Consider the following 26,355-nt stretch of genomic DNA (forward strand, 5'->3'; position numbering starts at 1 on the left):
GGGGAGACACCATGCAGAGCAAATCGCCACGCATCAAGCGCATTCAATGGATCGCGCTCACTTTCCTCACGCTCGCGGGGATCGTGAATTATCTGGACCGCAGCACGCTGTCCATCGCCAATCATTCGGTCACGCAGGAACTCGGGCTCTCCGCATCGCAGATGGGCCTGCTGCTCTCCGCGTTCTCGTTCGCGTATGCGTTCTCGCAATTGCCCATCGGCGTGATGCTCGACCGCTTCGGCGCGCGCATCATGCTCGGTCTCGGCATGTTCGTCTGGTCCGTCGCGCAGTTGTTCGGCGGCCTCGTCACGAACCTGCATCAGTTCCTCGCGGCGCGCATCGCGCTCGGCATCGGCGAGGCGCCGCAGTTTCCGGCCGGCGCGAAGGTCGTCTCCGAGTGGTTCGCGCAACACGAACGCGGCAAGCCGACCGGCATCTTCGTCACGTCGTCGACCATTGGCCCCGCGCTCGCGCCGCCGATTCTGACCGTGCTGCTGTTGAGTTTCGGCTGGCGCAACATGTTCGTCATCATGGGCGTGCTGGGCATTGCGGTGGCGATCGGCTGGTACATCGTGTATCGCAACCGGCGAGACATTGCGCTCGAGCCGCAGGAGATCGCGCACTTGACCGAAGGCGAGCCCGCGCAGCGCACGGAGCGCAGCATGAGCTTCGCGGAATGGCGCGGCCTCTTCAGCAAGGCGACCACGTGGGGCATGATTTTCGGCTTCATGGGCGTGATCTACATGGTGTGGCTGTATCTGACGTGGCTGCCCGCGTATCTCGAACACGAGCGCCATCTGACCATCGCGAAAACCGGCTGGATCGTGTCGATTCCGTATCTGGCGGGCACGCTCGGCATGCTGTCGTCGGGTTTCATCGCCGATGGACTGATGGCGCGCGGCGTCGCACCGATCCGCAGCCGCAAGTGGCCGATCTGCACCGGTCTCATCGGCGCGGCGCTGTTCACGGTCCCGGCCGCGTTCACGCCGAACCTCGCGCTCGCGATCACGTATCTCTCGGCGGCAATGTTCTTCGTCAACATGGCGAGCGGCGCAGCGTGGGCGCTCGTCTCGGTGGCGGCACCGCGTCACATGGTGGCGTCGCTCGGCAGCATTCAGAACTTCGGCGGCTATTTCGGCGGCTCGTTTGCGCCGTTCATCACCGGCCTCGTCGTCGACAAGACGCATTCGTTCGTCAACGCGTTCCTGATCAGCGCGGGCGTCGCGTTCGCGGCGGCGCTCGTTTATATGTTCGTCGTCCGCGTGCCGATTCAGGATTCCGAGCAGCCGGCGTCTGCCGTGCCGGTCGTTTGAGGTGACTGACATGACCTTCCAGTCTGATCTCTACAGAAGCAAGACCGTCGTCGTCACCGGCGGCACGCAGGGCATCGGCGCGGGCATCGCGCAGCAGTTCGCCGCGCTCGGCGCGCACGTGATCGCGGCGGGCATCGCGCCGACGGATGCGCAACGCGACGCGCTCGGCGACGGCATAGAAGTCGCGGCGCTCGATGTCGCGGACGCCGCGAGCACCGCCGATCTCATGAACCGCCTCGACGCGCTCGACGTGCTCGTGAACTGCGCGGGCATGATCAAGCGCGGCGACGAGCACGACATCGAGACGTTCGAACGCGTGATCGCCGTCAACCTGAACGGCACCATGCGCATGTGCGCCGCCGCGCGGCCGTTGCTCGCGAAAAGCGGCGGGAGTATCGTCAATACCGCGTCGATGCTGACGTTCTTCGGCGGCGGCCTCGTGCCCGCATACAGCGCGAGCAAGGGCGGCGTCGCACAATTGACGAAGTCGCTCGCCATCGCGTATGCGGCAGACGGCATTCGCGTGAACGCCGTCGCGCCCGGCTGGATCGCCACGCCGCTCACGCAGGCGCTTCAGGACGACGGCGGCCGCTCGCAAGCCATTCTCGACCGCACGCCGATGAAACGCTGGGGCTTGCCGGAGGACGTGGCGCGCGTCGTGGCGTTTCTGGCGTCGCCGGCGGCGGCGTTCATGACCGGCGCGATCGTGCCGGTGGACGGCGGCTATCTCGTGGCGTAAGCGAGCGTCGATATAATCGCCGCGCCGCCGCTCCCATATCAGATCATGTCTGCTGATCCCGCCTCTCTCGACGCCGCAAAGGCAACCGGCACCGCCGCGTTCTCCAAGTTCATGGCGGTGCTGCAACTGATCGCCGACGCCGCCGAGCCGCCGACCATCGCGCGTCTCACGACGGAAAGCGGCTATCCGCGCCCGACGGTGTATCGCATCGTCGGCGCGTTGATGGCCGAAGGGCTGGTCGTCGAAAGCGCGCGCGGCGGCTGTTATACGCTGGGTCCGCGCCTGATGTCGCTCGCGAGCCGGAGCTGGGAGCGGTCCGACTTGCGCATCGCCGCCGCCGACGCGTTGCAGGCGCTGCGTGATGCTACGCAGGAAACCGTGCATCTGGCGGTGAGAAGCGGCGCGGAAATGGTGTACGTCGAGAAGCTGGAAAGCCCGCACGCGGTGCGCATGGCGTCGCGCATCGGCACGCGCGTCACGCTGTATTCGAGCTCGGTCGGCAAGGCGTATCTGTCGACGCTTTCGCCCGCCGACCGCGACGCGCTCTTGCGCGGCATCCCGTTTCAGCGATTCACGCCGAACACCATCGTCGACCGAAGCGCGCTCGATGCCGAACTGGACGCATGCCGGACGCGCGGCTACGCCGAAGACCGCGAGGAGAACGAAGCGCAGATTTTCTGCTACGGCAGCGCGATCGTCGGCGCGAATGGCGCGCCGCTCGGCTGCGTCAGCGTGAGCATTCCACTCTTCCGAAAGAGCGATACGCCGATGGAAACCTACGTCGCGCCGCTGAAAGCTGCGTGCCGCGCGATCGCCGAGCGCATGAGTCCCGGCACGCGCTAAAGCGTCAGAACGCGTTGCCTTGCGACGCGCCCGCGCGCTTGGCAATCAAAGTCGGCAGGCGCGGCAGCAATTGCGGCCAGTGCGTCGCTTCCTGCGCCAGATGCGCGAGCAAGCCATGACAGCCGAACTGGTCCGCCGCGAGCCGCGCGATCACGCGTCGCGCGATCTTCCACACATCGACATCCGGCGCGACCGTATGCGCCATGCGCTCGATCGTCTCCATCGAACGTGACAGCAGCACCGCCCGCGACGCAATGCGCCCGTGCGCCGCGCTGAACATGTGCTCGGCGGGCGCCTTGCCGATCGCATCGAACAAATGCGAGACGTGCGCGCCCTGCCGCGCATCCGTCGACGAAAACCGCTCCGCTTCCCGGCGATACGTCGATTCGACGCGCACTTCGTGATGCGCCGCGTGTTCCTCTGGCCGGCCGTGTTCGAGATGCGTGCGCGCCGCCGCCTTGTGATCGCCTTCGAGCAGCGAGTTCGATACCCCGACGATGAAATCGCGCTCGTGCGCCGCGAAGAACGAAATGGCGTTGTCGGCTTCGAGCACGATCTTGCCGCGCGTGCCGGGATCGATGCTGACGCGCGCGCCCGCCGCGTCCAGCCCCGCGTGATACACGCCCTGCCCGAGCGCCATTTCGAAGAACGCTTCGATCAGCGTCGCGATGAGATCCGCCTGTTTGAGCCCGTGCGATGCGAGCGCGTGGCCGTCCGATAGCGGCACGGTGTCGATCGCGCGCGTCGTCAAAACGGCGTCGTTGCAAAAGTCCCAGAGCACTTCGGGCACGGCGAGCCGGTCGTCGTCGCGCAGGCGGTAGCGCAGATAGCTCTGATCGGCGGCGCGCTGGCGCAGGTCGATCATCGAATGCACGCTCTCGCGCACGCGGCTCAACCACTGCACCGCCTGCAGCTCGCGGGCCGTCGCCGAACGCCGCTCGGCGAAGCGCGCGGCGGCAAGCGCGAGATCGAGATCGTCGGCGAGTTCCTGGCGTGCGTCCGCGCGAAGCAGCGTGATGCGGACCGGCACGCCGTCGATACGTGCCGCATGCGTCTGCTCCGCGATACCCGAGCGCAGCGGCGCCGCGCTGATCTCGGTGATTTCGGCGCGCGGCGCGGCTGCGAGCGCGAGGGCGCATGCGCTGCGAAAGCTCGCGGCATCGTAGGGCGTGAACAGACCTTCCATCTCCGACAGCGCCACGCGCACCGCCGCTTCCGCGAGCGCGGGATGCCGCGTGAGCGCGTCGGATGCCAGCGAGAACACGCGCGGCAAGTGGCTCAGCGCCGGCACGCCGCCCGCGAGCGGCGCGGCGCGCGCGCCATGCATGGCGAAGAAGCGCGCGATGCGTTGCATCGACGCGCCGTCGCTATCTGATTGGCTTTCGCGGACGAACGCCCGGCCAAGACGCCAGAGCGTTGCGAGTCGTCGGACGGGCAAATGAAGTCCTTTTGGCTTGAGTGTGCCGTGGCATTCGGCTTGCTCGATTTGCATTTTGTAGCACTTACAGCACGATTCGAACCCGCGCGTTTTCTGCGCTCTGCCTCGAACCACCACCATGCACATGAAAACGGAAGACGCTCCGGCGCGCGGGTCCGTCGACGAACAAAGCCCGAGCGCCCTGCGCGATGCGCTGCAAAGCGAGGACAGCGGCGTGCGAAGCTTCGTCGTCGTGCGGGACGGCCGCATCGAATTCGAACATTACCGCAGCGACGCCGCGCCCGATACGCTCGAAAACGTCAATTCGGTCACGAAGAGCGTCGTGGGGCTGGCCGTGGGCATCGCGCTGACCGAGCGGCTGCTCGCGGACCTCGACACGCCGATCGGCGAGATCATCGAGAAGGCGCGCGATCCCGCGCTGGACGAGCGCGTGCGACGCATCACGCTGCGCCATTTGCTCACGATGACCTCGGGCTTCGACTGCGAACCGGGCGCAGTGGACAAGTGTCTGCTCGGCGCGTGCGAGCGGCTCGCCGGCGAGGACGACCGCCTGAATTTCGTGCTCTCGCGACCGATGGCCGACGCGCCGGGCACGCGTTTTCGCTATGACTCGCATGCGGTGCAGTTGCTCTCGCTCGCCGTCGAAGCGGTGACGGGCGCGACCGTCGAAGCGTATGTGCGCGACAAGCTCTTCGCGCCGCTCGGCATCGAAACGAGCGAATGGATCGCCGATGAGGACGGCCATACGTTCGCGGGGCGCGGACTCATGCTACGCGCCCGCGACATGACGAAGCTCGGCACGCTGATGCTGGATCGCGGCAGATGGCAAGGCGCGCAACTCGTGGATGCGTCGTTCATCGACGACGCCATGTCGGTGCACAGCGAGGGCGGCCCGCCGATGCAGGACGCGCAGTACGGCTACCTGTGGTGGGTCGCGCCGCGCTACGCGTTCGCGGCGGGCTTCGGCGAGCAGTTCATCTTCGTTGCGCGCGAGGCGGGAATCGTCGCAGCCGCGACATGCGACAACACCGCCGCGAACAAAAACGTCCGCGCGCTCTTCGAGCAACACGTGCTCGGCCTCGACGCACGCTGATCCTCGCCGGCGTTGTTTCGGATTGCTCGCGGCTTCGTTTCCGAACTCAGCGCAGATCAAAGCCTCACGCGCAGGTAATCTCGCTTTGCGTCCGTTGCCACGGCGGACATTCGAGGCAAGCGAGGTATCGCATGAAGTCCTTCGACATTACGGTGGATGCGCAGGGGCGCGTCGTCGTTTCGCACGCCGAGCCCATTGGCGAGCTTTGCAAAAGCCGCGCGCGACTGCTTGCGTCGCTGGTCGGCATGATCGCCGCGCCCGGCGCGTTCGAGCACTTCTGCGCGTTTCCCGAGCCGATGAAGCGCGACATCCTGCATCTCATGCATTCGCTGGCGGAAGAAAGCCTTCCGTTGCTCGCCGCGCTGGAACAACACACCGCGCAAGCCTTCTACGACAAGGGCGTCCACGCCGCAACCGAGCAGCGGCGTCAGGAACTCGCGGCCAACGCGCCGCCCGAGCCGATCGACTACACGCAGCGGTGATGCGTGACCGGCGGCAGCAAAAAGCGCCCTTCGTCAATGTAGATTTTTGTCGATATGCGATCCCGATTATTTTCGATACGGTATCGTAATGGGCTCACGCTATAACGTATCAATATCGCGATGCCGGAATCCGTGTCGCAACGGCTTCCTGCTGCACGTGAGGCAATCGAGAGCGCCATGAAACAACCATCAGAAAAAGGACGCGCCATGCAGCCGCCAGCCGGTGAGCGTATCGAACGAAGCATGTACATCCTCGGGCGGATCGGCGCGGTCGTGTGTCACGAGCGCGGGCCGCGCCCGAACACCGCGATTCTCACGACCATGGCTTCGCATCCGGCCGAAGGTCTGTGGCTGGCCATCACGCGCATGAACGAACTGTGCCCGGCCGTGCGCGGCCCGCGCCGCACGCTGCTGCAGTGGAAGCGCAGGGAGATCGCGCGGCTCGCTCGCATGCTGCCGCATCCGCTGCCGGCCGATGCCTGCGCGCAAACGCAAGTCCCGTTCTGGGCCGGCTACTGCCAATATTGGGAAGACGTGCTGAAGCAGCATGTCGATCGTCAGATGGACGCGCCCGCGGTCGCGGTCGACGAAGTTCCGGCACGGCGCGTCAACGCCTGAAACGCTGCATCCACGCGCCACGGCAGTTGCCGCCCGTGATCGACTCGGGCACACTTCGCGCGGCCGCGCGCAGCCGTTCGTCCGGATGCACAGGAATGCTTTCTCGCGAAGGAGCGGGCGCGTTGCGCCGTGTACCGAGCAACGAGGAAGAGCAGATGGACCAAGTCAAGATCACGATCAACCCTGAAGGGCATCCTGTCATCGCGCATCCGGTGGCGATCGAAAAGCGCAGCAACGATGTCGCGCGTGCGGTCGCCGCGCTGTCGGATGTGCTGGCGAGCGGGTACGGCGCGGGCGTCGGTCAGCCTGTGTTGATCGATCTGCTGCGCACCCTCGCGCACGAGCAACGCGCGCTGACCGAGGCGCTGTCCGACTACACCGGCGAAGTGTCGACAGAAGAAGCGTACCGCCGAACCTACCGCCGCGCGTTCAGAAAGGGCTTCAGCGCCGGATTGCAACGCACGCTGCCCGCGCGGCCGGTCGACCGGAACGACAGCGCGTTGCTGAGCCCGCCTGCCGCGGCCGGCACCTCGCGCAACGACGCGCTGCGCCGTCTCAAGCAAGTCTAGTCACCGCTCCGGCCAGCCTTCAGCACTCGCGCTCGCGCCGCGGTTCGTGCGTCGAGTAATAGGCGCGCATCACGTCGATCATGCGTTCCAGCGGACTCGGCTTCACAAAATAGCCGTTGAACCCGGTGCGACGCGCCCGCGCGCAATCGTCGGGACACGTGCGGCTGGTGTGCGCGAGCAGCATCATCGACGTATCGAGCGCGCGAATCGCCTCGGCCGCTTCCCAGCCGTCGCCGAGGGGCATCATCAAATCGAGCAGCACCACGCCGGGGCGCCACTTGCGCGTGAGCGCCACGGCGTCGAGCCCGGTATGCACGGCGCGCACCGTGAAGTCGGCGTCCTCGAACGCCAGACAGATGGCGCGCGTGGCGTCGAGGTCGTCGTCGGCGATGAGCACGCGCGGTTCGTCGTGATGCGCGGCGCGAATGGGGATATGCCAGATCGATTCTTCGGGTACGCGAGCTTGTCGTTGCGTAGATTGCATTTTTTGGCCTCGGATTGACCGACTGTTTCAGCAACGCGCGTTCCGCGACGCAGCATGCGGGGGTTTGCCCGAATAACGAGGCTCGCGCTAACGTTGCACCCCGGGAATACCCGGACAGCGCGCGGGCCGGACGCTTGCACCACGCAGAATCAAGTTCACCTGCGAGCGACACGCTCGCTCCCTACGGAGGCACACGATGTTCGTCGTCTACTGGCTCGAAGGCGAAGCGGAAGCCGAAAGCCACGCGCGTCACCGGCACTTCGACGCCGCCGCGCTCGCCGAGGCGCTGCGCTTCGCCGAAGCATTGCGCAAGCGCCAGGCGCAAGGCGAACCGGTCGGCTTCGTCACGCTGTGCAGCGAGAATCCGCAATCGGTCGGCAAACCCGGCGTCGCCGATCCGCCCGCCGACTACGACTGGAAGAAGCGCCGCCGCTAGCCGTTGCCTGCATCGGCGTTCTTGCTGCCGCTGTCTTGCGCATCGTCCTGCCACCCGCCGCCGAGCGACTTGTACACGGCGATCAGATCCGTCGTCACGTTCACCGTCGACTGCGCGAGCTGCTCGCGCGTTTGCGCAAGCTGGCGCTCGGCATCGAGCACCGTGACGAACGCCGTCAGTCCCTTGCGATAGCTGTCCGTCGCGAGTTGCAGGCTCACGCGATTCGCCTCCACGGTACGCACCAGAGCCGCGCGCCGGTCCTGCTCCGTGCGATACGCGACGAGCGCGTTGTCCACATCCTGAAGCGCCGTGAGCACCGTCTGCCGATACTGCAACGCGGCCTGCGCGGCCTGCGCCTTCGCCACGCGAACGTTCGAGTGCAGCGCGCCGCCTTCAAATATCGGCAGCGAAATGCTCGGCCCGACCGACCAGAAAAGACTCGACCAGCGCGCGAGGTATTTCGCTTTGGTCGCTCGGGTGCCGACCTGGCCCGTCAGCGAGATGTCCGGATACAACTGCGCGACGGCCACGCCCACTTCGGCGGTGGCCGCGTGCAATTGCGCTTCGGCGCGGCGGATGTCGGGACGGCGGCGCGCGAGCGTCGACGGCACGCCGACCGGCACCGTCGGCGGCACGGGCGGCACCGCGCGCGCATCGGACAGTTCCGCGTCCAGCGTGCCGGGCGCGCTGCCCGTCAGCACCGCGAGCCCGTTCATCGCCTGCGCGATCTGCGCCTCCAGCGACGGCACCTGCGCCTGCAACGCGCCGACTTGCGCGCTCGCGCTCTGCACGTCCTGCTGGCTCGTCAGGCCGACGCGCGCCTGCTCGCGCGTGAGGTCGAGAATCTGCTGTTCGGCGTCGATCTCGGCAAGCGTGATTTCACGGATGGACTGCGCGCCGCGCAACTGCGCGTACGTGCGCGCGACTTCGGCTTCCAGCGAGACCAGCGCGTCGTTGCGGCTTTCGATTTCCGCCTGCGTCTCTGCATTCGCCGATTCCACCGAGCGCCGCACGCGCCCGAAAAGATCGAGTTCCCACGACGCATCGAAGCCGTCCTGAAACAGCGTGACGGGCCCTGTCGCGGAGTCGAGGCCCTGACGGATCGGCGCGCCGTTCGCGCCCAGCGCGTCGATGCGGCTGTACAGGCCTTGCGACTGGAGCAAGCCCTTCAGCCCGAGTTGCTCACGCATGACGCTCGCGTTCGCGCTGATCTGCGGCAAGCCTTGCGCCGCCGCCGACACGCTCTGCTCGCGCGCTTGTGCGATGCGCAGCACCGCGCTTTGCAGATCGAGATTGCCGGCCACCGCGCGGTCGATCAGCGAATCGAGCGTCGGATCGTCGAACTGCTTCCACCAGCGCGGGTCGGGATCGGCCGATGTGCTCGCCACGGAAGGCGCGTCGGCATGCGGCGCGCGCGCATCCGGCGTTGCGTTCTGCGCGCGCTGCATGTCGTTCCACTTGCCGGGCGTGTCGGCGACAGGCGGCCTGAAGTCGGGGCCAACCGTGCAAGCGCTCATCGCGAGCGCGAGCGCGAGCACCGGAATCGAAAGTCGGGCGGAAAGTCGCTGCGTCATGTCAATGTCCTCCCGCCTGACCGGACGCCTTCACCGGCGAGAAGAAGAACGTGATCGGAATGAACAGGAACGAGAAGATCGCGCACGCGGCGAACACGTCGAGGTACGCGAGAATCGTCGCCTGCGAGACGAGCGTTTTGTACATCTGGCCGGTCGCCGCGCCCATCGCCTGCGACATGGTCTGGCCCGTGTCCATCAGCGTGCGCGCGATGCGCTGCACCGTGTCGTTGTACGGCTGATTCAGCGGCGTCAGATGCTCGACCATATGCGCCATGTTCGCCTGCGTGCGCTCGCGGATCATCGCGGTGGCGAGCGAAATGCCGATGGACCCCGCCACGTTCCGGAACATGGTGAACAGCGCGGAGGCGTCGTTGTTCATCGACTTGGGCAGCGAGAGATACGCGAGCGTCGTCACCGGCACGAACAGAAAACCGATGGCCGCGGACTGCGCGCTGCGCATCATCGTGAGCGTGCGATAGTCGACGTTCGGCACGAGGTGATGCGAATAGATCAACGCGCAGCCCATCAGAAAGAAGCCGAACGCAACGAGATAGCGCGTCTGCACCCATAGCATCAGCTTGCTGACCACGGGAATCAAAAACACGATGAGTAGCGCGCCCGGCGAAAGCACGAGGCCCGCGAGCGTCGCGGTATAGCCGAGTTGCTGCTGCGCGAGCTGCGGAATGAGCACCGCGCTGCCGTAGAGCACCGAAGCGAAGCCGACAATCGAGAGCGAGCCGAGCGCGAAGTTGCGGTCCTTCATGACGCGCAGATCGACCACGGGCTTTTTCGCGTACACGAGCCAGAACGCCGCGCCGACGATGCCGATCGCCGCGAGCACCGCGAAGGTCACGATGAAGTTGGACGCGAACCAGTCGTCGTCCTCGCCGCGATCCAGAAACACTTGCAGGCAACCGAGCCCGAGCGCGATCAGGCCGATGCCGACCACGTCGATGCCCACGTCCTTGTGACTCTGCCGCTTTTCCCACGGCGGATCTTCGACGAACTGCATCACCGCGATGGTCGTCAGCACGCCGACCGGCACGTTCAGCAGAAACACCCAGCGCCACGTGAAGTTGTCGGTGATCCAGCCGCCGAGCGTCGGGCCGAGCACCGGCGCCACGACGATCGCGACCGCCGAGATCGAGAACGCGCGGCCGCGCTGCTCGGGCGGAAACGTGTCGAGAATGATCGACTGCTGGCTCGGCTGCAAGCCGCCGCCGAAGAAGCCTTGCAGAATGCGAAAGACGATGAGTTGTCCGAGATTCGTCGCGATGCCGCAGAGAAATGAGCACACGGTGAACGCCGCGATGCAGATCAGGAAGTAGCGCTTGCGCCCGAGGATCTTCGAGAAATACGCGGACAGCGGCAGCACGATGCCGTTCGCGACGAGATAGGACGTGAGCGTCCAGGTCGCCTCGTCGTAGCTCGCGGACATGGTGCCGGAGATGTGCGGCAGCGCCACGTTCACGATGGTCGTGTCGAGCACTTCCATGAACGCCGCGAGCGTGACGACCACGGCGATGAGCCACGGATTCGCGCTCGGCTTCCAGCCGCTGTGGTCCTGTTCGGTGGGTTCGCTCATGGCTCAGTGGCGCAGCATGACGGTGGGCACCACGGACAGTCCCAGCGGCAGCGACGTGTCCGGCTTCATGCCGCTATCGATAACGATCTTCACCGGCACGCGCTGCACGATCTTCACGAAGTTGCCGGTCGCGTTTTCCGCGGGGAACGCGGAGAAGCGCGAGCCGCTGCCGAGCTGGATGCTGTCGACATGGCCATGCAGCGAGAGGCCGGGATATGCGTCGACGTCGATATCCACTTTGTCGCCCGGATGCATGCGCGAAAGCTGCGACTCCTTGAAGTTCGCCGTGACCCACATGCGCGTCGTGACGAGCGTCAGGATCGAGGTGCCTGCCTGCAGGAACGTGCCGAACTGCACGTTGCGTTTGGTGACCCAGCCGTCGGAGGGCGCGCGCAGTTCGGTGTACGACAGATTCAGCTGCGCAGTTTCCACTTGCGCCTGCGCCTGCCGCACTTGCTGGCGCCGCTCTTCGACTGTCGCGACGACCTGCGCGATCTGCTGCGGCACGAGGCTCGCGGTGCGCACCTGCGCCCTCGCCTCCGCGACGTTCGCTTGCGCGCTCTTCTGCTGCGCGGTCGCGGCGTCGATGTTCTGCTGCGAGGTCGCGCGAACGTCGACGGACTGCTGGCGTTGGTAGGCCGCGCTCGCCTGCGCGAGATTGGCGCGCGCGCTTGCTTCCTGCGCCTGCGCCTGCGCGAGTTGCGCCGGATACTGAACGCGCGCGACCTGCAGTTGCACTTCGGCGGCATGAAGCTGGGCCTGCGCGAGACCGAGCTGCGCGCTCGCCTGATCGAGCTGCGCCTGATAGTCGCGCGGATCGATGCGGATCAGCAGATCGCCCTTATGCACGAAGCGGTTGTCGTCGATGTTCATCGTGACGACATAGCCCGATACCTTCGGCGCGATGGTGACGGCGTCGCCATCGGTATAGGCGTCGTCGGTGCTTTCCTGATTGCGCGTCATGAACCACCAGACGAGCGCGCCTATCGCGAGCACCACCACGACGATGCCGAGAATGATCAACGGCTTTTTGCCGGACCCCTTGCGCTCTTCCTTGCCGTTGCCGTTCTTCTTGTCGCCGTTCTTGGCTTTATCGTCATCGTTCTTCTCCGATGACTCGCGCTTGCCGTCGTCCTTCGCGGCGCCGGGGCGTGCATCGTCCTGGGTTTCGTCTCGATCTGACATCAGCGTTCGCTTTGCGGTTGGAGTCCGGAGTTCGACTCGGGGTGAAGTCCCGGCGCGGCGGGTGGACCTCGTGCGGATACTGCGTGACGAGTGTGACCGGTGTGCGACTGTCGGTCGGGGCATTCGAGCGGAAGGTTTTAGCAAGACGCATTCCCAAATGGCTGCGAATCCGCCGAACCGAACGCCCGTGCGCACTGGCACGAAACCGCGCGTTTTCGACGCGCCGGCAGCGCGGCGCCGTTTTCCAATGAGCTGGCAAAAGCTGCATGCGCGAAGGCGCCTGCGGCTACCGCGCGATCGCTTAAAGCGCCTGGCGCAGCTTTGCGGCGAGTTGCACGATGCCCATCGAAATCTGCTTCTCGCGCTTTGCGTCGAGCCGTCCGACCGGCACGCTCGTCGATACCGCGACGCGCTTGCCCGCAGGCGTCACGCCGACATACGCCGCGAAGCACGCGAGTCCTTCGGCCACTTCCTCGCGTTCGACCGCGAGCCCGCTCGTGCGTATCGCGGCCAGTTCGCGCAACAGCGCCGCGCGGCGGGTGATGGTGCGCGGCGTGACCGCTTCGAGGCGCTCGGGCAGCCGCTCGATGACCGCTTCGTCGGCCAGTCCGGCGAGCAGCGCCTTACCGAGCGCGCAGCAGTGCGCGGGCAGCCGCGAGCCGAGATCGGACACGAGCCGGACCGGCCGGTGCGCGTCCTCGCGCGCGACATACACCACCTGCACGCCGTCCAGCACGGCAAGCTGCACGACTTCGTTGTGCGTGTTGATGAACGCGCCCGCGCCCTCGCGAAACGCCGCCTGCAGCGCATCGTGCCGCACGTAGGCATTGCCCAACTCGAAGAGGCCGACGCCGATCACATAGCCGTCGTCGCGCTTCTCGATCCACTGCATGCGCGCGAGCGTTTCCAGCATCAGATAAAGCGTGCTGCGCGACAGGCCGGTGCGCTCCCCGAGCGCGGCGGCGCGCACGGGCTTGGCAGCGTCGGCGAGCGCTTCGAGGATATCGTTCGCGCGGCGCAGCGCCGGAACGTCGTAGGTCTTTTCCATGTGAGTCGTCGCAGCGGGGATGTTCGCATCGTCCAGTATGTTGGACAAACATGCAACCTAATGGACAGTGACGGGGCGGCAAGCTACGATCATTTTCCCTTTTTCGATGCCCTGTGACCCTGCCATGCCGCCCGTTTCCGTCTCCTCCTGCCTGCCCGAAGACCTCGCCGACGCCGTGTTGATCGGCCGTGTATGGCGTCCCGCGCCGGTCGATGGTCCCGCTGTCGTCGCGGTGCGAAACGGCGAAGTGTTCGACATCACGCGCGCCGCCCCGACCACCGCCGATCTCTTCGACCGCCCCGACGCGCTCGACATCGCGAAGAACGCGCAGGGCGAACGCCTCGGCACCGCGCAGGAACTGCTGCAAGCGACGCTCGACGCGGCGCCCGGCGGCTTGCGCCTGCTCGCCCCGTGCGACGTGCAGGCCGTGAAAGCGTGCGGCGTGACGTTTGCGGTCAGCCTGCTCGAGCGCGTGATCGAAGAGCAGGCCGGCGGCGACGCCAGCAAGGCTCAGGAAGTGCGCGACACCATCAACAAGCTGATCGGCGCGGATCTTTCCAAGATCAAGCCGGGCTCGGAGAGCGCGCAGAAGCTGAAGGAAGAACTCGAGCGGCGCGGCGCGTGGTCGCAATACATGGAAGTCGGCATCGGGCCGGACGCGGAAGTGTTCTCGAAGTCGCAGCCGATGTCGTCGGTCGGTTTCGGCGCGGACGTGGGACTCTATCCGACCTCGCAATGGAACAATCCGGAGCCGGAAATCGTGCTGGCGGTGAACGGACGTGGCGAGATCGTCGGCGCGACGCTCGGCAACGATGTGAATCTGCGCGACATCGAAGGCCGCAGCGCGCTTCTGCTCGGCAAGGCGAAGGACAACAACGCGTCGTGCGCGATCGGCCCGTTCGTGCGGCTCTTCGACGGCCGCTTCACGCTGGACACGGTGCGCGGCACGAGCGTGTCGCTGCGCATCGAAGGCGCGGACGACGGCTTCGTGCTCGAAGGCGTGAGCCACATGACCGAGATCAGCCGCGATCCCGCCGATCTCGTCGCGCAGACGCACGGCGCGCATCACCAGTACCCGGACGGCTTCATGCTGTTTCTCGGCACCATGTTCTCGCCGATCAAGGACCGCGACACGCAAGGCGGCGGCTTCACGCATCATCTGGGCGATGTCGTCACCATCTCGACGCCGGAACTCGGCGCGCTCGTCAATACCGTGCGGCTTTCGACGGAAATCGAACCGTGGACCTTCGGCGTGCGCGCGCTGTATCGCAGCCTGGCGGCGCGCGGCCTGCTCGCGGCAAACGCTTAAGCGCGCGGGGCCCGCGTCTTCTCGCGCGTCACCACCTGCACCGGCGTCTCCATGTACGGCGACAAGTCGCGCTGACGGCGCCGTTCGACGAGCGCCTTCACCGCGACATCCACGCCGAACACGGCCTGCCGCGCACCGAACTGCTCGACGGTCGCGAGCATGCTGCCGTTGTCGAGAAGCGGCTGCACCGCGCTGATGTTGTTGTAGCCGGTCACGAGCACGCGGCCCTTCTTCCCCGCGATGCGAATGGCGTCGATCGCCCCCATCGCGATGTTGTCGTTCGCGCAGAGCAAACCGCGCAGCGCCGGATGCGCATACAGCATTTGCAGCGCGATGGACTTGCCGCTCGGCGCGGTCCAGTCGCCGGTGTCGACGGCGCTCACGCGCAGTTGCGCGGCGCTCATGGCTTCCTTGTAGCCGATGGTGCGCTGCTGCGCGTTGCGGTCGTTCGGCGGCCCTTCGATGATGCCGACTTCATCGCCCGCCTTCAGCTTCGACGCGAGATACGCGCCGACGAGCCGCGCGCCGCGCCGGCTGTCCGGCCCGACGAACGGAATGGTGACGTTCGCGGCTTCCTGCGCGTCGTCGTCGAACGGATTGTCGATGGCGATCACGATGACGCCCGCCGCGACCGCTTTCGCGGCCACCGGCACGAGCGCTTTGGAATCGGTCGGCGCGATCACGATGGCGTCCACTTTCGCCGCGACGAGCGATTCGATGATGCGCCTCTGCCCGGTCACGTCGTTGTCCGTGAGCGTGCCGTAGGTCGTGAGGTCGAGTTGCGACGCGTAGTGCCGCTGGTAATTCTTCGCGCCGTCGATCATGGACTGGACGAAGGGATCGCCGAGCGACTTCATCACGAGCGCGACGCTCGCCTTGCCGCCGGGCTGCGCGGCGGCCGGGCGCACGGACGCGAGCCCGCTCGCGGCGAGGGCGCACGTGGTGAGCAGACGGCGGCGGGCAAGGCTGATCATGAAGGCGGGTCGGGAATCGACGGTCGCCTCATTGTAGACAAACGGCAGCGATCACGACTCACGCTTGCGGACGCTCTTCCCACGCCAGCGCAATGAACGCGGCGCATAGCGCTTCCATGCCGCGCGCGTCTTCCTCGTCGAAGCGGCCGGGCACGGGGCTGTCGACGTCCCACACGCCGATCAGCGTGCCGTCGCTCCCGACGAGCGGCACGACGATTTCAGAGCGCGACGCCGAATCGCACGCGATATGGCCGGGAAACGCCTCGACATCGGGGACGACCTGCGTTTTGCGTTCGCGGGCCGCCGTGCCGCACACGCCGCGTCCGAGCGCGATGCGTACGCACGCGGGCTTGCCCTGGAAAGGCCCGACGACGAGTTCGTCGCCATCGAACAGATAGAAGCCGGCCCAGTTGATATCCGGCAGCGTGTGATAGACGAGCGACGAGAAGTTCGCCGCGTTGGCGATGAAGTCGGCTTCGTCGCCGATCAGCGAACGGGCCTGTTGCAGCAGGTCGTCGTACTGCGTGGACTTGCTGGCGTGGGAAGGCGTGGAAGGCGTGGAAGGCGTGGAAAGCGTGAACATGACGGCGGCTCGAAGTGAGATCGAGGTGTAGCTTAGCGTCTATGCGCTGATCGCCGCACGCCGGATGCCAAACCGGCTTCGGGATTTCCCTGCTTTACACCCTGTCGGCCCCGGTATTAAATAAATCAACTTGATTTAATTAATCGTCACACAGATGACGGTTGCCAGCATAACCGGAGACAGCCAGTGAAATTGCCGAGCGGCAGAGGAAGCAATTCCGCGTCCGTGCGCCGATACAACGAGCGCTTGCTGTTGCAGGCGCTGCGCCGCACCGAACCGGCGTCGAAGGCCGATCTTGCGCGTCACGCGAATCTGACGAGCACGGCGGTCGGCAGTATCGTCGAGTCGCTGGAACGCGCCGGGCTGATCGAATACAGCGGACGGCGGCTCGAAGGTCAGCGCGGCCAGCCCGCGTCGCTCATCCGGCTCGATCCGCGCGGCGCGTTCGGCATCGGCGTGCGGCTCGACCGCACGAGCATCGAGACGGTGCTCGTCAATTTCGCGGGCGACGTGCTCGCCCGAAGCGCGCTGGATCGCGTGCTGCCGCATCCGTCGGCTGTGCTGGAGATCGTTCAGCGCGATATCGAAGGCATGCTCGCCCTCTTGAGCGAGGCGGAGCGCGAGCGTCTGACCGGAATCGGCGTCGCGCAGCCGTATAACCTCGGCAGCTGGCTGCGCGAACTGGGCGTGAGCGCCGATACGACGAGCGCCGACATCTTCCGCGCATGGGACCAGACCGACTTTCCCGCCGCGCTGTCCCGCGCGCTCGCCCTGCCCGTCTTCGGCGAAAACGACGGCAACGCCGCCGCGACCGCCGAACTGTTCTACGGCCACGGCCGCCACTGCGACGACTTCGTGTATCTCTTTCTCGGCTCGGCCATCGGCGGCGGCGTCGCCATCGACGGCGACTGTTTGCGCGGCGCGACCGGCAATGCGGGCGACATCGGCGTGATGCCGGTGCGGCCGAGCCGCCTGCCGTCCGCGCCGCAGCCGCCCGGCCAGTGGGACATCCTGCTCTCGCGCGCATCGCTAAATGCGCTCGTGCGGCATCTGCACTTCTCCGGCGCGCCGGCGGCGAGCCGCATGGACGTAGAAGCGTGCATCGAGCGGCGTCTGCCCGCGGTCGAAGAATGGATCGACGACTGCATCGAAGCGCTCGCTCCCGCGTTGCGCGCGATGCTCTGCGTGCTCGACGTGCCGATGGTCGTGATCGATTCCGATATCGACGGCGGCCTGCTCGACCGCTTGATCGACCGTCTCGCCGCCACGATGGCCGCGAACGCGCCCGAAGCGCGCGGCACGCCGGAGATCGTGCGCGGAAACTTCGGCCCGGACGCGGGCGCAATCGGCGCGGCCACGCTGCCGATGTTCTTCAACTTCTCGCCACGCGTGGGGCTGCATCGCGGCGCGGGTGTCAAATCGCAGGAGGTGAACCATGCCGCATGACTCTGCCCTTTCGCCGGAGGCACGCACGCCGCTGCTCGAAATGCGCGGCATCAGCAAGACGTTTCCCGGCGTGCGCGCGTTGAACGACGTGCGCCTGTCCGTGTATCCCGGCGAAGTGCATTCGCTGATGGGCGAAAACGGCGCGGGCAAGTCCACGCTGATGAAGATTCTCTCCGGCGCCTATCAGGCGGACCCCGGCGGCCAGATTCTGATCGACGGCAAGCCGGTCGTGATCGACGGGCCGCTTGCCGCGCGCTCGCTCGGCGTCGCCGTGATCTATCAGGAACTGAGTCTCGCGCCGAATCTCTCGGTGGCAGAGAACATCTACGCCGGGCGCGAGCTGCGTCGCGGCAAAGGCGCGTGGTCGCTCGTCGACCGGCCCGGCATGGAGCGCGGCTGCGAAGACGTGCTCAAGCGCCTGGGCGCGGCGTTCAAACCGCACACGCTCGTCGGTGACTTGTCGATCGCGGAACGGCAACTGGTCGAAATTGCGCGAGCCGTGCACGCGCACGCCCGCATCCTCGTGATGGACGAGCCGACCACGCCGCTCTCGTCGCGCGAAACGGACCGCCTGTTCGACCTCGTGCGTCAACTGCGCGAGGAAGGCATCGCGATCATCTATATCAGTCACCGGATGGCGGAAATCTACGAGTTGTCGGACCGCGTCTCGGTGCTGCGCGACGGCAGCTACGTCGGCACGCTGATGCGCGACGAACTCTCCGCCGAAAGCCTCGTGCGCATGATGGTCGGCCGCGACATTTCCGGCTTCTACAAGAAAGAGCACGCGCCTTACGATCCCGGCCACGTCGTGCTCTCCGTGCGCGACATGGCCGACGACAACCGCGTGCGCGGATGCAGCCTCGATCTGCACGCGGGCGAAGTGCTGGGCATTGCGGGACTGGTCGGCGCGGGCCGCACCGAGCTTGCGCGGCTCATCTTCGGCGCGGAGGAACGCACGCGCGGCGAAGTGCAGATGCACGGCAAGCCGCTCGCGTTGCGCACGCCGCGCGACGCGATCGACGCGGGCCTCGTCTATCTCACCGAAGACCGCAAGGGCCAGGGTCTTTTTCTCGACATGAGCGTGCGCGACAACATCAACATCGCGGTGGCCGGGCGCGACGCGAAAGCCGGCGTGATGGACATCGCGCGCGGGAACACGCGGGCGCGCGACGCTATCGCGGCGCTTTCCATTCGCGTGCCGAATGCGCGCGTGAACGCGGGCGCGCTGTCGGGCGGCAATCAGCAGAAAGTGCTGCTGTCGCGGCTGCTCGAAACGAAGCCCGAAGTGCTGATCCTCGACGAACCGACGCGCGGCGTCGACATCGGCGCGAAGTCGGAGATTTACCGGATCATCAACGACCTGGCGCGATCGGGCGTCGGCGTGATCGTGATATCGAGCGAACTGCCGGAAGTGATCGGCGTGGCGGACCGCGTGCTGGTGATGCGCGAAGGCGTGATCGCGGGCGAACTCGGCGGCCATTCGGGCACGCCGATCTCGCAGGAAGGAATCATTGAACTGGCGACGGGCTCGCGGGCCGCGCTCGGTCAGGCGGCTTGACGTTATCGGGAGACAGACATGGCTAACACGACGAAACACCACGACACGGGCGCAGCCCCTGTTTCAAGCGCCACGAGCGCCGAAAGCGCGACGCAGCGGCAGCGCCGCATCGAGCATCGCGAGCGCATGCAAGTGCTGATGCGCACGGCGGGCATGTTGCCCGTGCTGATTCTGCTGTGCATCGGCTTCGGCGTGGTCACCGACGGCTTCTTCAGCTTGCAGAACATCTCGATCGTCACGCAGCAGGCGTCGATCAACATCGTGCTCGCGGCGGGCATGACCTTCGTGATTCTGACGGGCGGCATCGACCTGTCGGTCGGCTCAGTGCTGTCGGCGGCGGCGGTCACGGCGCTGCTCGCGTCGAATCTGCAAGGCATGGGCTGGCTCGGCGTGCCCGCGGCGCTCGGCGTCGGGCTCGGCTTCGGCGTCATCAACGGCGCGCTGATCGCGCTGCTCAAGCTGCCGCCTTTCATCGTGACGCTCGGCTCGTTGACCGCCGTGCGCGGCATCGCGCGGTTGATCGGTCACGACACGACCATCTTCAATCCGCAACTGCCGTTCGCGTTCATCGGCAACGATTCTATCCTCGGCGTGCCCTGGCTCGTCGTGATCGCGCTCGCGGTGGTGATCGTCTCGTGGTTCATCCTGCGGCGCACGGTGCTCGGCCTGCGCATCTATTCGGTCGGCGGCAATCCGGAGGCGGCGCGGCTTTCGGGCATCAAGGTGTGGGGCATCCAGATGTTCGTCTACGCGATGTCGGGCCTGCTCGCCGGACTCGGCGCGGTCATGTCCGCCGCGCGGCTCTATGCGGCGAACGGCCTGCAACTCGGCCAGTCGTATGAACTCGACGCCATCGCCGCGGTCATTCTGGGCGGCACGAGCTTCGTGGGCGGCGTCGGCTCGATCGTCGGCACGCTGGTCGGTGCGCTCATCATCGCGGTGTTGTCCAACGGCCTCGTGCTGCTCGGCGTGTCGGACATCTGGCAGTACATCATCAAGGGCCTCGTCATTATCGGCGCGGTGGCGCTCGACCGTTATCGGCAGCGCGGATCGGCGCGTACGTAACGAGATCTTGTCGGTTCACGCCGCTCAGAATCGCTTAGAGTCGCAACCATCGACATTTAATATCAACATCAACGAAACAACCGGAGACAACCCTATGCGCAAGCATAACAAGCTGTTCGCGAGCATGGCCCTCGCGCTCGGATGCACGATGACGCTCGCCGCCCACGCCGCCGACAAGCAACTGAAGGCCATCGGCATCACGGTCGGCTCGCTCGGCAATCCGTACTTCGTGACCATTTCGAAGGGCGCGGAAGCCAAGGCGAAGGCCATCAATCCGAACGTGAAGGTCACGGCCGTCTCGTCCGATTACGACATGAACAAGCAGTTCACGCAGATCGACAACTTCATCTCGGCGCACGTCGACATGATCTTGTTGAACGCCGTCGATCCGAAGGCCATCGAGCCGGCGGTAAAGAAGGCGAAGGCGGCGGGCATCGTCGTGGTCGCGGTGGACGTCGCGGCGGCGGGCGCGGACGCGACCGTGCAGACCAACAACGTGCAGGCCGGCCAGATTGCGTGCGACTTCCTCGCGAAGAAGCTCAACGGCAAGGGCAATGTCGTGATCGAGAACGGGCCGCAAGTGTCGGCGGTGATCGACCGCGTGAACGGCTGCAAGTCCGTGCTCGCGAAGAACCCGGGCATCAAGGTGCTCTCCGACGATCAGGACGCGAAGGGTTCGCGCGAAGGCGGCATGAACGCGATGCAGGGCTATCTCACGCGCTTCCCGAAGCTCGACGGCCTGTTCGCGATCAACGATCCGCAAGCTATCGGCAGCGACCTCGCGGCGAAGCAGCTGCATCGCTCGAATCTGGTGATCACGTCGGTCGACGGCGCGCCGGATATCGAGAACGCGCTGAAGACCGATACGCTGATTCAGGCGTCCGCGAGCCAGGACCCGTGGTCGATGGCGCAGCAGGCGGTGAGCGTCGGCTATGACCTGATGAACGGCAAGAAGCCGAGCAGCACGATGATCCTGATGCCGTCGACGCTCGTCACGCGCGAGAATGTCGCGAACTACAAGGGTTGGTCGTCGCCGCATTAAATTTGCACTGAGCTCGTATTCGCCGCTCGCCTTGTTCGGCGAGCGGCGCGTCGTAGATCGACTCTCCTGCATGCGTCGCCGCCCCGCATCCACTTTGGCCGCTATCTGAACGGCGCGCCGCCTGCTCATCATCCCACTCTGCCTTTCAACCTGTCGATGCCGCCGACCGCACCTTGCGCGGCGACGCCCGGCACGGACGCGCACGCACGCCGCGGACACGGCGTATCCTGTGGCTTCGACGCGGCCGTGCTTCGGTGAACGGTGACGCGCGTCCTCAATCGATCAAGCAGCGCAGACAGGAGAAACTGAATGGCCAGGGTTGAAGTCAAGGTTCCGCAGCTTTCCGAATCCGTCACCGAAGCGACGATGCTGCCGTGGAAAAAGAAAGCGGGCGACCCCGTGACGCAAGACGAGATTCTCGTCGAGCTCGAAACCGACAAGGTGGTGCTCGAAGTGCCCGCGCCTGCATCGGGCGTGCTGGCCGCAGTGCTCAAACAGCAAGGCGATATCGTCCACGCAGACGAACTGCTCGCCGCCATCGACACCGAGGCGAAAGCCGCCGCGCCGTCTGCGGCCGCGCCCGCGCCGGCACCCGCTCCCGCGCCTGCCACAGCATCTGAAAAGCCCGCCGCTGCTCCGGCGCAACAGGCAAACGCGGCAGACTCTGCGGATGACAAAGCCGACTTCGACGTGATCGTGATCGGCGCCGGCCCCGGCGGATACATCGCCGCGATCCGCGCCGCGCAGCTCGGCATGTCGGTCGCGTGCGTCGAAGAATGGATCAACCCGGCCGGCAAGCCGAAGCTCGGCGGCACGTGTCTGAACGTCGGCTGCATTCCGTCGAAGGCGCTGCTGGCGTCGTCCGAAGCGTTCGAAAAAGCGAAGCTGCATTTCGGCGATCATGGCATCTCGATGGATAACCTGAACGTCGACATCAAGAAGATGGTCGGACGCAAGGAAGCCATCGTCGAGAAGATCACGGGCGGTGTCGAATTCCTGTTTCGCAAGAACAAGATCACGTGGCTCAAGGGTCACGGCAAGCTCGCGGGCAAGGCGGGCGGCGCGTTTCGCATCGAAGTGAGCGGCGGCGAGCAAGGCGGGACGCATACCGCGAAGCACGTAATCATCGCGACGGGTTCGAAAGCGCGGCATCTGCCGAACGTGCCCGTGGACAACCACATCGTGTCCGACAACGAAGGCGCGCTCGCCTTCGACTCAGCGCCGAAGAAGCTCGCCGTGATCGGCGCGGGCGTGATCGGCCTGGAACTCGGTTCGGTGTGGCGCAGGCTCGGCGCGGAAGTGACGATTCTCGAAGCGCTGCCCGAATTCCTCGCCTCGACCGACACGGCGATCCAGAAAGAAGCCGCCAAGCTCTTCAAGAAGCAAGGGCTCACCATTCACCTCGGCGTGAAGATCGAGAACGTGACGTCGTCGGATGCGGGCGTGTCCGTCTCCTACACCGACAAGGACGGCGCCGCGCAGACGCTCGACGCGGACCGACTGATCGTGTCCATCGGCCGCGTGCCGAACACCGACAATCTCGGGCTCGATTCCATCGGCCTCGCGACGGATCAGCGCGGCTTCATTCCCGTCGACGGCCATTGCGCGACGACGGTCCCGAATGTCTACGCGATCGGCGATGTCGTGCGCGGCCCGATGCTCGCGCACAAGGCCGAGGACGAAGGCGTGATGGTGGCCGAGATCATCGACGGACAGAAGCCGCATATCGACTACAACTGCATTCCGTGGGTGATCTACACGCACCCGGAAATCGCGTGGGTCGGGCAGACGGAACAGGCGCTCAAGGCGGAAGGCCGCGAGTACCGCACCGGTCAGTTCCCGATGATGGCGAACGGCCGCGCGCTCGGCATCGGCGAGACGGACGGCTTCATCAAGATGATCGCCGACGCGAAGACCGACGAGATTCTCGGCGTGCACATCGTGTCGGCGAACGCGTCGGATCTGATCGCCGAAGCGGTCGTGGCGATGGAGTTCAAGGCGGCGTCGGAGGATATCGGCATCATTTCGCATCCGCATCCATCGCTCTCGGAAGTGATGCGCGAGGCGGCGCTCGCAGTGAACAAGCGCGCGCTCAATATCTGAGTGGGCGGCGAAGCTGCGCTCGCGTTTCCGGGTTCGCGTTGCACGTTCGCTGAACGGTCGCGCGAACCGCCATACAATCATCGCGCGGCAGCCGTGTCGATCAGGCAGGCCGCGCATCGTCCGATGTTCCATGCAATCCAAACCTGGAGAGGATATGAACGTAACGCTTGCCAAGAAGCTTGCTGTCTCGACGATCGTGGCTGCCTTCGGCGTGTCCGTCGCGGCCGTGTCGTATGCGCAGGACAACAGCAGCACGACCGATGCCGCGCCTTCGACCAAAGCCCAGCGCAAGGCCGCGCGCAAGGAAGCGCGCGCGAAAAAGAACGCCGAGCTGAAGAAGCTCGAAAGCGCGGGATACAACCCGGCGCAGCGCGACGACGCGTCGTATCCGCAGGACATTCAGAAGGCCCAGAAGAAGGCCGGCATCGGTCAGTGATGTCGTAGCTGAAGGTGCGCCGCGTTTGGACGCGGCGTGCTCAGTCGTTCCGTTGCATCTTCTGTCTTCGCTCCGTTTTGCGGCGCTCGCCGCAGCAATGCATGCCAAGTTAAACTCTGCTCCTCTTTCGGACTATGCAAATTGCTTAGAGGTCCAAATTGAAGATGGACGCGACTGCGTTGCGGACGTGTAGATGCCATCGCTCGCCTTCGCGCCGATAGTCGAAGCGTTGACGGATAAGCCGCTCGGACCACCAATCCGATGCAGCGCCGGCTCGACTAGGAACGCGTGCTGCCTGCTCAACGAGATGCGTTGGTCGGTCGCACATAGCAGCATTCTTCAATGCGGGCGAAGACTCGAATGCCCACGTCTTCTCGCTGGAAGTGCTCGACATGCTCACGTTGACGAGGCGTGCGCACGCTCGTCGTCGCTGGCGCGGTCACGAGCGGCTGCGTCCGCGCGAGCGTCGTGGACGCGATGCAATACGGCATCAAGTTCGTGGCGTTCCCGGTTTGCGCGGTGGACCGCGCCCTACTCCGCATGATGCGAGCTCTTCGACATGACGCCGAGCTGCTCACGCATGCGCGCTTAAGCCCGTGCAGCCTCAGTCGCTTGCCGCCTGCGTCGGCTGCGCGACGCAGGTGAACGTCACCGTGGAGGTCTGTTCTTCGAGAGATCGCACGCCGCTCGTCGACTCTGACCTGACGAGGACGCGCTGTGAACGCTGCTTGCAATAGTCGTCGGCGGCGTCCATTGCACGGTTACGCGCCGTGACCCAGGACATGCGCGTGCCGGTGGCCTTGCCCGTCACGGTGAAGACGTTGGGTTGCGGGCCCGCGGTCACTGCGGTAGTCGTGCCGCACGCGGCGAGCGCGAGCAGCAAGCCTGCGCTGAGCGCGGCAGCCGCGCGCCCGACGAACGAATGGTGGGATGAATGAGGCATACGCGTCGTGTCGTGATCTCGATGAGGCACGCATGGTAACGCCGTACGCCGAATCCTTCACGGATCAGACAATTCAAGCGATGAGGCGGCGCAGCAGCCGCCCTTCTTCATCGCTCAAGACTCGCTGATGCGATCCAGCAGCCGTTGCAGCCGCGCATGCTGGCACGGCGCGAGACCCGGCGTCGACAGCGCCTGATCGACGCGCGAACGCCAATACGTCTTTGAGAACAGCGAATTCGCGCCGTCCAGATTCAGCACCTGTTCGAGATGCGCGATAGCCGCGTCGAGATGATTCACGTGGTAGGGACGTGGGCCCAGGCGGATGTCTTCCATTGGCGAGATCCGGCCGCGCGTCGCGGGGACGCCCGGCGTTCGGTTTGGATAAACGAGGCGCACGCGAAGCGCCTGCTTCGCGTCGCCGTAGACGATGAACGCGGTATGCGTTGTCGCGCGAAGGCGATCAATGCATGTGCTGGCCGCCGTTGATCGCGATGTTTGCGCCAGTCACGAAGCCCGCATCGTCCGAACACAGGAACGCGACGAGCGCCGCGACTTCCTCGGGCTTGCCGAGACGGCCTGCTGGAATCTGCGGCAGAATTTTGGACTCCAGAATGTCCTGTGGAATGGCGGTCACCATCTTGGTCGCGAGATAGCCCGGCGAAATGGTGTTGACGGTCACGCCCTTCTTCGCCACTTCCAGCGCGAGTGACTTCGTGAAGCCGTGCATGCCCGCTTTCGCCGCCGCGTAGTTGGTCTGCCCGATCTGCCCTTTCGAGCCATTCACCGACGAGATATTGATGATGCGGCCCCAGCCGCGCGTGACCATATCCTCGCACACGGGCTTCGTCATGTTGAACACGGAATCGAGGTTCGTGCGCAGGACGGCGTCCCAGTTCACCTTCGTCATCTTCTTGAAGGTGGTGTCCTGCGTGATGCCCGCGTTGTTCACGAGAATGCTGATGGGTCCGACTTCGCGCTGAATCTTCGCGATGCAGTGCTGGCTTGCTTCGTAGTCGGCGACATCGACGGGATACGCGCGGAAGTTGCGCCCCTGCCGGTCCATGCTGGCGAGCCAGTCGGAGACGATCGTGTTGCCCGGTGAATGCGTGACGACGACGGCATAGCCCGCGTCGTTCAGCTTTATGCTGATAGCTTCACCGAGGCCGCCCATGCCGCCCGTTACCACTGCAATACGTTTAGTCATGCTAATAGTCCTCTCAGGTTCTATAGTGCTCGAATGCCTCCCGACGGCGCTTGTAGTGTAGGTGTGGTGCGCGAAGCCGGGATGGGTTGCCCGTCGATGCCCGTCGATGCCAACTCTGCGGGCGATGTACGTCTACAGCCGCTCGACCGCCAGCGCGACGCCCATGCCGCCGCCGATGCACAGCGACGCCAGGCCCTTCTTCGCGTCGCGCTTCTGCATTTCGTGCAGCAGCGTGACCAGAATGCGGCAGCCCGATGCGCCGATCGGATGCCCGATCGCGATCGC

The 26,355-nt window shown here is 65.6% G+C and carries 26 protein-coding genes and 3 pseudogenes; 17 read left to right on the plus strand and 12 right to left on the minus strand.

Going from position 1 to position 26,355, the window contains the following annotated elements:
- The first annotated feature begins 11 nt into the window (after positions 1–11).
- From NCR34_RS20955 to NCR34_RS20965, 3 genes are read left to right on the plus strand one after another with little or no spacing between them, the layout of a single operon-like run.
- Positions 12–1,313: an MFS transporter gene (locus NCR34_RS20955; protein ID WP_175945814.1), complete on the plus strand. Its 1,302-nt coding sequence runs from the start codon at positions 12–14 to the stop codon at positions 1,311–1,313.
- A gap of 10 nt (positions 1,314–1,323) precedes the next feature.
- Complete coding sequence (locus NCR34_RS20960) at positions 1,324–2,052, plus strand: SDR family NAD(P)-dependent oxidoreductase (RefSeq protein ID WP_248324490.1); 729 nt, start codon at positions 1,324–1,326, stop codon at positions 2,050–2,052.
- A gap of 45 nt (positions 2,053–2,097) precedes the next feature.
- Positions 2,098–2,895 (plus strand): IclR family transcriptional regulator, encoded by a 798-nt coding sequence (locus tag NCR34_RS20965; protein ID WP_248324491.1) that lies wholly within the window; start codon positions 2,098–2,100, stop codon positions 2,893–2,895.
- A gap of 4 nt (positions 2,896–2,899) precedes the next feature.
- Here NCR34_RS20965 and NCR34_RS20970 read toward each other — a convergent pair whose 3' ends face one another.
- The gene (locus NCR34_RS20970) at positions 2,900–4,249 is read right to left on the minus strand and encodes an AarF/UbiB family protein (RefSeq protein WP_248324492.1); all 1,350 of its coding nucleotides are present in this window, start codon (positions 4,247–4,249) and stop codon (positions 2,900–2,902) included.
- Between the two features lie 202 nt (positions 4,250–4,451).
- Here NCR34_RS20970 and NCR34_RS20975 point away from each other — a divergent pair, with 202 nt between their 5' ends.
- The 4 genes from NCR34_RS20975 to NCR34_RS20990 all read left to right on the plus strand — a co-directional run bounded on the left by NCR34_RS20975 (position 4,452) and on the right by NCR34_RS20990 (position 7,095).
- Positions 4,452–5,426, plus strand: a complete 975-nt coding sequence (locus NCR34_RS20975; RefSeq protein ID WP_250501032.1) for a serine hydrolase domain-containing protein — start codon at positions 4,452–4,454, stop codon at positions 5,424–5,426.
- 131 nt (positions 5,427–5,557) lie between these two features.
- On the plus strand, positions 5,558–5,908 hold the full coding sequence (locus NCR34_RS20980; protein WP_248324494.1) for a hypothetical protein: 351 nt from the start codon (positions 5,558–5,560) through the stop codon (positions 5,906–5,908).
- Positions 5,909–6,085: 177 nt separating this feature from the next.
- On the plus strand, positions 6,086–6,526 hold the full coding sequence (locus tag NCR34_RS20985) for a hypothetical protein (RefSeq protein WP_248324495.1): 441 nt from the start codon (positions 6,086–6,088) through the stop codon (positions 6,524–6,526).
- A gap of 155 nt (positions 6,527–6,681) precedes the next feature.
- Positions 6,682–7,095: a hypothetical protein gene (locus NCR34_RS20990; RefSeq protein ID WP_248324496.1), complete on the plus strand. Its 414-nt coding sequence runs from the start codon at positions 6,682–6,684 to the stop codon at positions 7,093–7,095.
- A 19-nt stretch (positions 7,096–7,114) separates the two neighbouring features.
- On the opposite strand, the gene NCR34_RS20995 is transcribed toward NCR34_RS20990, so the two are convergent.
- Positions 7,115–7,579, minus strand: coding sequence for a response regulator (locus NCR34_RS20995; protein WP_248324497.1), 465 nt, complete (start codon positions 7,577–7,579; stop codon positions 7,115–7,117).
- A gap of 196 nt (positions 7,580–7,775) precedes the next feature.
- Between NCR34_RS20995 and NCR34_RS21000 the strand changes: the two genes are divergently transcribed.
- Complete coding sequence (locus NCR34_RS21000; RefSeq protein ID WP_250501033.1) at positions 7,776–8,015, plus strand: hypothetical protein; 240 nt, start codon at positions 7,776–7,778, stop codon at positions 8,013–8,015.
- Here the strand turns inward: NCR34_RS21000 and NCR34_RS21005 are convergent.
- The 4 genes from NCR34_RS21005 to NCR34_RS21020 all read right to left on the minus strand — a co-directional run bounded on the left by NCR34_RS21005 (position 8,012) and on the right by NCR34_RS21020 (position 13,407).
- Positions 8,012–9,589, minus strand: a complete 1,578-nt coding sequence (locus tag NCR34_RS21005) for an efflux transporter outer membrane subunit (protein ID WP_248324498.1) — start codon at positions 9,587–9,589, stop codon at positions 8,012–8,014. The two genes, NCR34_RS21000 and NCR34_RS21005, sit on opposite strands and share 4 nt — an antisense overlap.
- A gap of 1 nt (position 9,590) precedes the next feature.
- Complete coding sequence (locus NCR34_RS21010; RefSeq protein WP_175945797.1) at positions 9,591–11,174, minus strand: DHA2 family efflux MFS transporter permease subunit; 1,584 nt, start codon at positions 11,172–11,174, stop codon at positions 9,591–9,593.
- 3 nt (positions 11,175–11,177) lie between these two features.
- A complete protein-coding gene (locus NCR34_RS21015) occupies positions 11,178–12,359 on the minus strand; it encodes an HlyD family secretion protein (protein WP_248324499.1) in 1,182 nt (393 codons plus the stop codon).
- A 301-nt stretch (positions 12,360–12,660) separates the two neighbouring features.
- Entirely contained in the window at positions 12,661–13,407 is a 747-nt protein-coding gene (locus tag NCR34_RS21020) for an IclR family transcriptional regulator (RefSeq protein WP_248324500.1), read from the minus strand.
- 124 nt (positions 13,408–13,531) lie between these two features.
- Between NCR34_RS21020 and NCR34_RS21025 the strand changes: the two genes are divergently transcribed.
- Positions 13,532–14,716: a fumarylacetoacetate hydrolase family protein gene (locus tag NCR34_RS21025; protein WP_248324501.1), complete on the plus strand. Its 1,185-nt coding sequence runs from the start codon at positions 13,532–13,534 to the stop codon at positions 14,714–14,716.
- Here the strand turns inward: NCR34_RS21025 and NCR34_RS21030 are convergent.
- A complete protein-coding gene (locus NCR34_RS21030; protein ID WP_248324502.1) occupies positions 14,713–15,690 on the minus strand; it encodes a substrate-binding domain-containing protein in 978 nt (325 codons plus the stop codon). The genes NCR34_RS21025 and NCR34_RS21030 overlap by 4 nt on opposite strands.
- A 58-nt stretch (positions 15,691–15,748) precedes the next feature.
- On the minus strand, positions 15,749–16,273 hold the full coding sequence (gene msrC, locus NCR34_RS21035; protein WP_248324503.1) for a free L-methionine (R)-S-oxide reductase MsrC: 525 nt from the start codon (positions 16,271–16,273) through the stop codon (positions 15,749–15,751).
- A gap of 186 nt (positions 16,274–16,459) precedes the next feature.
- On the opposite strand from msrC, the gene NCR34_RS21040 reads away from it, so the two are divergent.
- The 8 genes and pseudogenes from NCR34_RS21040 to NCR34_RS21075 all read left to right on the plus strand — a co-directional run.
- Positions 16,460–17,719 carry an ROK family transcriptional regulator gene (locus tag NCR34_RS21040; protein ID WP_248324504.1) on the plus strand — a complete coding sequence of 420 codons (1,260 nt, stop codon included), beginning with the start codon at positions 16,460–16,462 and terminating at the stop codon, positions 17,717–17,719.
- Positions 17,709–19,277 carry a sugar ABC transporter ATP-binding protein gene (locus NCR34_RS21045; RefSeq protein WP_248324505.1) on the plus strand — a complete coding sequence of 523 codons (1,569 nt, stop codon included), beginning with the start codon at positions 17,709–17,711 and terminating at the stop codon, positions 19,275–19,277. The genes NCR34_RS21040 and NCR34_RS21045 overlap by 11 nt, the downstream gene beginning before the upstream one ends.
- 18 nt (positions 19,278–19,295) lie before the next feature.
- The gene (locus NCR34_RS21050; RefSeq protein ID WP_248324506.1) at positions 19,296–20,342 is read left to right on the plus strand and encodes an ABC transporter permease subunit; all 1,047 of its coding nucleotides are present in this window, start codon (positions 19,296–19,298) and stop codon (positions 20,340–20,342) included.
- Positions 20,343–20,466: 124 nt separating this feature from the next.
- On the plus strand, positions 20,467–21,384 hold the full coding sequence (locus NCR34_RS21055; RefSeq protein WP_248324821.1) for an ABC transporter substrate-binding protein: 918 nt from the start codon (positions 20,467–20,469) through the stop codon (positions 21,382–21,384).
- Between the two features lie 309 nt (positions 21,385–21,693).
- Positions 21,694–21,912 (plus strand): annotated as a pseudogene (locus NCR34_RS28055) (biotin/lipoyl-containing protein); the annotation flags it as partial.
- A gap of 162 nt (positions 21,913–22,074) precedes the next feature.
- Entirely contained in the window at positions 22,075–23,487 is a 1,413-nt protein-coding gene (gene lpdA, locus NCR34_RS21065; protein ID WP_248324823.1) for a dihydrolipoyl dehydrogenase, read from the plus strand.
- Positions 23,488–23,641: 154 nt separating this feature from the next.
- A complete protein-coding gene (locus NCR34_RS21070) occupies positions 23,642–23,923 on the plus strand; it encodes a DUF4148 domain-containing protein (RefSeq protein WP_248324507.1) in 282 nt (93 codons plus the stop codon).
- Between the two features lie 405 nt (positions 23,924–24,328).
- A pseudogene (locus tag NCR34_RS21075) lies at positions 24,329–24,457 on the plus strand (N-carbamoylsarcosine amidase); the annotation flags it as partial.
- A 70-nt stretch (positions 24,458–24,527) separates the two neighbouring features.
- Here the strand turns inward: NCR34_RS21075 and NCR34_RS21080 are convergent.
- The 4 genes and pseudogenes from NCR34_RS21080 to NCR34_RS21095 form a co-directional block, all read right to left on the minus strand.
- A complete protein-coding gene (locus NCR34_RS21080; RefSeq protein WP_248324508.1) occupies positions 24,528–24,866 on the minus strand; it encodes a hypothetical protein in 339 nt (112 codons plus the stop codon).
- 114 nt (positions 24,867–24,980) lie between these two features.
- Complete coding sequence (locus tag NCR34_RS21085) at positions 24,981–25,199, minus strand: hypothetical protein (protein ID WP_248324509.1); 219 nt, start codon at positions 25,197–25,199, stop codon at positions 24,981–24,983.
- A gap of 127 nt (positions 25,200–25,326) precedes the next feature.
- Positions 25,327–26,070: an acetoacetyl-CoA reductase gene (gene phbB / locus NCR34_RS21090; protein ID WP_248324510.1), complete on the minus strand. Its 744-nt coding sequence runs from the start codon at positions 26,068–26,070 to the stop codon at positions 25,327–25,329.
- Positions 26,071–26,202: 132 nt separating this feature from the next.
- Positions 26,203–26,355, minus strand: a pseudogene (locus tag NCR34_RS21095) (acetyl-CoA C-acetyltransferase); the annotation flags it as partial.

It is taken from the genome of Caballeronia sp. GAWG1-5s-s, assembly GCF_023631445.1.
Taxonomy (GTDB): Bacteria; Pseudomonadota; Gammaproteobacteria; order Burkholderiales; family Burkholderiaceae; genus Caballeronia.